Genomic DNA, 5,714 nt, shown 5'->3' with positions numbered 1-5,714 from the left:
GCTCCAGGATCGCGGTCTTGCCGCCGTCGATGCCGGGCTTGCGCTGGGTGTAGAGGCCCCACCAGCGCATGCGGCCGCGCAGGTCGTTGGGGTCGATCGAGTCGAAGCCGCGCTTCGAGTAGATCGTCTCAATGCGTGTCCGCACATTGAGACCGTCGTCGTCCTTCTTGAACTGCTCGTTGCCGTTCAGCGGGGTGTGGTGCCCCGCGGCCCACTGACCCTCGCCGCGGTGACGGCTCACCTTGCGGCGGGGCGCTGCGGCAGCAGGGTTCTGCGGGGTGGCGGCCATGGTTCTACGTCCTTCGGGACAGGCGGAAAGCGGCTCTTACCTGCGCGTACGGGCGCATGGGAGGGCATGCGCGTCATTGCGCGGGGAGGCGTTCGAGAAGATGTGTCGGGTGACGCTGCGGCTCGTCAGCGCACCGGACAGATGGCGCTGGACATGCGGCCGAGGTCGACGTGCCGCCGACTCACCAAGGCAATTCCAGTTCCAGACATGACGGAAGCGTGTCACGGCGATCTGGACACAGTCCAGCTTTATCCGCCATGTGGACACCCTTGTCTCGACAGGCGAGATAAGGGTGTCGTTGGTCACAAAGATCGCGGGACCTCTTGTTCCCGCAGGTCAGGCCGGGTACGCCCCAGGCCAGGGACCGGGAGCGGGCACCTCCGCCTCCTCCTCCACCCTGGTGTCGAAGAGCTGGAAGCCACGGCGCTGGTAGTTCGCCATCGCGTGCTCGCCGTCCTTGCTGCACGTGTGCAGCCAGACCCGCTTGGTGTCCGTCAGCCCCGGCCAGCGGTCCGCGAGGTCCCAGGCGCGGGCGGTGCCCCACGACAGGAGGTGGCCGCCGATCCGACGGCCGCGGAAGGCCGGGAGCAGGCCGAAGTAGACGATCTCCACGACCCCGTCGTCCTGCGGCTCCAGCTCGACGTATCCGGCGGGCGTGCCGTGGTCGTAGGCCACCCAGGTCTCCACGCCCGGCCGCTCCAGGTGCTCCCGCCAACGGGCGTACGTCCAGGAGAGCCGGTCGGTCCAGCGGATGTCGCCGCCGACGGAGGCGTACAGGAAGCGGCTGAACTCAGGGGAGGGGATCTCCGCGCGGCGGACGCGGACATCGCCCTCCGGAGGCTCGGCCGGGAGGAGGTCGGTGGGGGCGGTCTGTTCCAGGGACCAGGTGGTCACGGGGATGTTCGGCATGGAGGCCAGGGAACCATCTACCCCAGAGATCTGTCGATCGAGGCCAGCGGCAGCGCGAACAGCGCCCGGCCCGACTGGGACCACACGTCGCCCGTCTGTTCCCAGTACGACAGGGACTCCGACTCCCCGCTCCAGCAGCTCCGGGTCTCGTCCGTGCCGCAGCGAGTGGCCTTCGCGGGGTTCGAGGTGTTCTGGCGCCACAGGGTGCCGTGATCGCCCTCCGTCCCGGCCGCCCGGCCCAGGTACCACCGGGAGTCGTGCGACAGGACCGGGCCGGAGCCGGCGGCCTTGGTGGCGTAGGCCTCGGCCACGCGCGCGTAGCCCCCGGTGTCGGTCGCCAGCAGCCCGGCGCGGCCGGGGTCGCCGCTGAAGTCGTAGCGCCACATGCGGGCGCCGGTGTCGCCGTCCTCCGAGACCCACTCGCTCGCGACCAGGCTGTCCGGGGCGGTGCTGCGGTCCAGGGAGAGGTAGTCGGGGCGGGCGGCGCCCTTCTCGCCGGTCAGGCGGTAGGAGCCGACGGCGGGCAGGACCCACTGGGCGCCGTGCGCCGACCAGCCGCCGCGGACCCGGCCCACCGCGCGGCTGTCGACGGTGGCCCGCTGGACGCGGTTCATGTCGTAGACGTACAGCGCGTCCCCGCCGTCGCCGCTCGCGGTGACCAGGAGCTTGTTCTGGTACCAGACCATTCCCGAGACCTGGGAGACCAGGCCGCGGAAGTCGTGTCCGCCGTCGACCGGGACGGCGAGCAGGACCCAGGAGTAGGTGAGCCGGTTCAGGTCGTTGGCGTCGACGAAGGCGACCCGGGCCAGGCCGCCGTCGTCCGCCGCGGTGCCGGTGCGGCTCCAGGCGGAGAGGATCACGCGGTTGGCGCCCCACAGGCCGTCGTCGTCGGCGTCCCCGGAGGTGGTGACGGCTCCGGCCCGCCAGGAGCGGGTGTCGGCGGCGTCCCAGCAGTAGGCGGCGGTGGCCGTGGGCTCGACGGGCAGGGCCGCGCGCTCACCGGCCGTGCAGTCGACCGCGTCGCGCAGGGACCGGTCGGCGGAGTCGAGGACGGCGGAGACGCCGACCGGGCGTCCCATCTCGGCGGAGAGCCGGTCGAGGGCGCTCGGCGGGACCTGGGACTCCCTGAGGCGCAGCGGGGCGGTCTCGGCTTTCGAGGTGAGCGGCTTCAGCGTCCCGGGATTGGCGGCGACCGTGGCCTGCGAGGCGCTGATCATGGTGGCGGCGGCGGTCAGTGCGAGGGCGGTCCCGGCCAGGAACGCGCGCAGCGCTTGGCCCCGCTTGCGCCTGCGGTGTCTGCCACGTTGCTTCATACCGTCCTCCCGAGGCGGGCCAACTGCGCCTGATGATCCGTACGTTGACCGAGGAGCAGGTGGGGTGGCCCGTAGAGGATGCTACGGCAGTACGGCACGCCTGGGGACGAAGATGCTGCAATTATGCGGAAGATGCACCATGAGCGAGGGTTTTCACCCGGTCTCGGTGCCGGCGCGGGCCGGCAGCACGGCCGGGAACGCCCCGAGATAGCGCCGCACCCGGGACATCTCCGCACGCACGGTCACCGTGCGGCCGGGATCGCCGAACATGTCCTCCGCCAGGCCCGCCGCGCTGCGGCCGGCGGGACGCAGGGCCAGCAGGTAGAGCAACTCGGCGTGCCGGGGGCTCAGTTCGTGACTCCAGGTGCCCGCCCCGCCCGACACCGTCACCGTCCAGCGGCGCGGCTGCGCGAGGTCCAGCACGATCCGGGTGGCGCCCTGCGGCTCCGGCTCGTCGCCGGCGCGGACCAACCAGCCGCCCGCCAGCGGTTCCAGGACGCACAGGCCGAGCGCCGGCAGCCACCGGCGGCCCGGCGACGGCGACTTGGGCAGCGCGATCCGGTTCGGGTACGGCATTCCGGTCACCGCCGCCGTCCAGCCGTCCCGGTCCACCACCAGGGCCCGGCCGGTGAGCCGGGCGAGCACCGGCGCCGCCACCGCCCGCAGCCGCTCCAGCGAGGCCAGATGCATCTCGCGCAGCCGTGCCTCGGCGAGCTTGGCCACCGAGTCGACCCAGGCGAGCGTCGCCGGATGCATGGTGTCCAGGGGGCCGCTGACGTCGACCACGCCGATCAGCCGGCCGTCGCGCGGGTCCTTGATGGGGGCGCCGGTGCAGGTCCACGAGGTCTGGGAGCGCACGAAGTGCTCGGAGGCGAAGACCTGGACGGGGCGGCGCACCACCACCGGGGTGCCGATGCCGTTCGTTCCGACGACGTTCTCCCGCCAGTCGGCGCCGAGTTCGAAGCCGGTGCCGTCGGCCTTGCGCAGCACGGGGGAACTGCCCTCCCGCCACAGCACACGGCCGTCCTCGTCGGCGACGACCATGATGTGGTGGGCGACGTCGGCGACCGAGAGCAGCCCCTCCCTGAGCACCGGCAGGACATGCCTGAGCTGTGTGCCCTCCCGGCGCCGCTGCACCTCCTCGGGGGACAGCAGACCTGACCGGAAGTCGTGGTCCGGGTCGACGCCGCCGCGCAGCATCCGGCTCCAGGACTCCTTGATCACGGGACGCGGGGCGAGGGGGGCGCGCCGCCCCGCCAGGGTGGCGGAGCGGATGTCGTTCAGTACCCGGGCCGCCCGTGCCGTGTCCATGGTGGCTAGCTGGGTCGCATGCGTCGGCGAGAGCGGCACTGGTCCTCCCGGTCCCGGGTCCGTTGACTGTCCGTCTCATAGTGCCGGTCGTGACTCGGAGCGGCACGCGGTCCACCCACAGTCGCCAGGAAGTTGCAACCCCTTGCAACCCTGGTGGTGGGGTCCGACTTGTTTGAAACTTGGGCGAACGCCGTCTCGCAGCGGCGTGTTCCGGCCTCTGAGGGCCGTAACGGGGGTGGTGCCGTGTCGGCGCAGCACCACCCCCGTTCTCCTGTCCCCGCGGGTGCGGAAGGTCAGTCGACGGGGCGGGCCCGCTCCACCACCGCGGCCAGGTCCAGGCTCGTGGGCAGCGTGCCGAAGGCCGAGCCGCGGTCGTTGCCCAGCCGGGACGCGCAGAAGGCGTCGGCCACCTCCGCGGGGGCGTACCGGACGAGCAGGGAGCCCTGCAGAACCAGCGCGAGCCGTTCCGTCAGGTGGCGGGCCCGGCCCTCGATGCCCTCCAGGTCGGCCAGTTCGGTCAGCAGGTTCTTCGTCGCCGCGTCCAGCCGGTGGTCGGCGCCCCGGGTGCGGCCGATCTCCAGGAGGTAGGCGTTCAGGGCCTGCGGCTCCCGGCGCAGGACCCTCAGGACGTCCAGGGCCTGGATGTTGCCCGCGCCCTCCCAGACGGAGTTCAACGGTGACTCGCGGACCAGGCGGGGCAGGCCCGACTCCTCGACGTAGCCGTTGCCGCCCAGGCACTCGGCGGCCTCCACCGTCAGCGGCGTGCAGCGTTTGGTGACCCAGTACTTGGCCGCCGGCACCGCGATCCTGAGGAAGGCCCGCTCCTGCTCGTCGCCCTGGTCGTAGGCGGCCGCCAGGCGCAGGCCGAGGACGGTCGCGGCCTCGGACTCCAGGGCGAGGTCGGCGAGCACGTTGCGCATGCCGCGACCATCTCGATGATGGTGCGGACCCCGCGCCCCTCGTCGCCGACGCGGCGGGCCCAGGTGCGGTCGAACTCGACCTCCGCGGAGGCGTTGGAGCGGTTGCCGAGCTTGTCCTTGAGGCGCTGGAGGAGGAACGTGTTGCGGGTGCCGTCCTCCAGGACGCGGGGGACGAGGAAGCAGGTGAGCCCGCCCGGGGCCTGGGCGAGGACCAGGAAGCCGTCCGACATGGGGGCCGAGCAGAACCACTTGTGACCGGTGAGCTCGAAGGTCTCCCCGTCGGGCAGGGCCCGGGCGGACGTCGTGTTCGCCCGGACGTCGCTGCCGCCCTGCTTCTCCGTCATCCCCATCCCGAACAGCGCCCCGGCCTTCAGGTGGGCGGGCCGCAGCTCGCGGTCGTAGACCATGGACGTCAGCCGCGGCTCCCACTCGGCGGCGAGGTCCGGGTCGGTGCGCAGGACGGGGACGGCGGCGTGGGTCATCGACAGCGGGCAGCAGTTGCCGGCGTCGACCTGCGTCCACAGCAGGAAGGCCGCCGCTCGCCGTACGTGTCCGCCGGGGCGGGCCCAGCCGCGGAGACGCCCTTGCCGAGCACCCGGTGCCAGGCCGGGTGGAACTCGACCTCGTCGACCCGGTGGCCGTGGCGGTCGTGGGTGCGCAGCCGGGGCGGGTTCTCGTTGGCCTGCAGGCCCCACTCCTGCACCTGCGCCGAGCCGCAGGCCCGGCCGAGCGCGCCCAGTTCGCCGTGGACCTCGTCGAGCAGGTCGGGGTGGATGTGCCGCTCGACGGCCTCCTTCAGAGCGCGGTCGGCGGCGTAGACGTCGTAGCCGGTCAGGGGCGGGGGCTGGTTGGTCACGGTGTGCGTGGTGCCTGCCATGCCGCGAAAGTACCCCGGGGCGGGGGGCCGGTCACCTTTCGGACACGGGGTGGGGTGTCGGTCGCGTGGTGGTCACGGTGGATGGAGGTGCCGGC

General features: G+C 72.5%; 4 protein-coding genes and 2 pseudogenes. All 6 read right to left on the bottom strand.

Annotated features, from left to right (window positions below):
* A pseudogene (locus AOJ26_RS20920) lies at nt 1-289 on the bottom strand (nitrite/sulfite reductase); the annotation flags it as partial.
* A gap of 125 nt (nt 290-414) precedes the next feature.
* Nucleotides 415-498, bottom strand: a complete 84-nt coding sequence (locus tag AOJ26_RS45230; RefSeq protein ID WP_349817346.1) for a putative leader peptide — start codon at nt 496-498, stop codon at nt 415-417.
* A gap of 127 nt (nt 499-625) precedes the next feature.
* Nucleotides 626-1,198, bottom strand: coding sequence for a GNAT family N-acetyltransferase (locus AOJ26_RS20915; protein WP_053849857.1), 573 nt, complete (start codon nt 1,196-1,198; stop codon nt 626-628).
* Nucleotides 1,199-1,215: 17 nt separating this feature from the next.
* Nucleotides 1,216-2,511 carry a hypothetical protein gene (locus tag AOJ26_RS20910; protein ID WP_053849856.1) on the bottom strand — a complete coding sequence of 432 codons (1,296 nt, stop codon included), beginning with the start codon at nt 2,509-2,511 and terminating at the stop codon, nt 1,216-1,218.
* Nucleotides 2,512-2,664: 153 nt separating this feature from the next.
* A complete protein-coding gene (locus AOJ26_RS20905; protein WP_420713261.1) occupies nt 2,665-3,861 on the bottom strand; it encodes a GAF domain-containing protein in 1,197 nt (398 codons plus the stop codon).
* Between the two features lie 254 nt (nt 3,862-4,115).
* Nucleotides 4,116-5,619: pseudogene (locus tag AOJ26_RS20900) on the bottom strand (acyl-CoA dehydrogenase family protein).
* Nucleotides 5,620-5,714: the final 95 nt, after the last annotated feature.

The organism is Streptomyces sp. NRRL B-24085 (genome assembly GCF_001282115.1).
GTDB lineage: Bacteria > Actinomycetota > Actinomycetes > Streptomycetales > Streptomycetaceae > Streptomyces.
This window is presented reverse-complemented; position numbering and strand designations above follow the sequence as displayed.

Coding starts and splice junctions, on each gene's coding strand:
- AOJ26_RS45230 (WP_349817346.1), bottom strand. CDS start 498: ATGTCTGGAACTGGAATTGCCTTGGTGAGTCGGCGGCACGTCGACCTC.
- AOJ26_RS20915 (WP_053849857.1), bottom strand. CDS start 1,198: ATGCCGAACATCCCCGTGACCACCTGGTCCCTGGAACAGACCGCCCCC.
- AOJ26_RS20910 (WP_053849856.1), bottom strand. CDS start 2,511: ATGAAGCAACGTGGCAGACACCGCAGGCGCAAGCGGGGCCAAGCGCTG.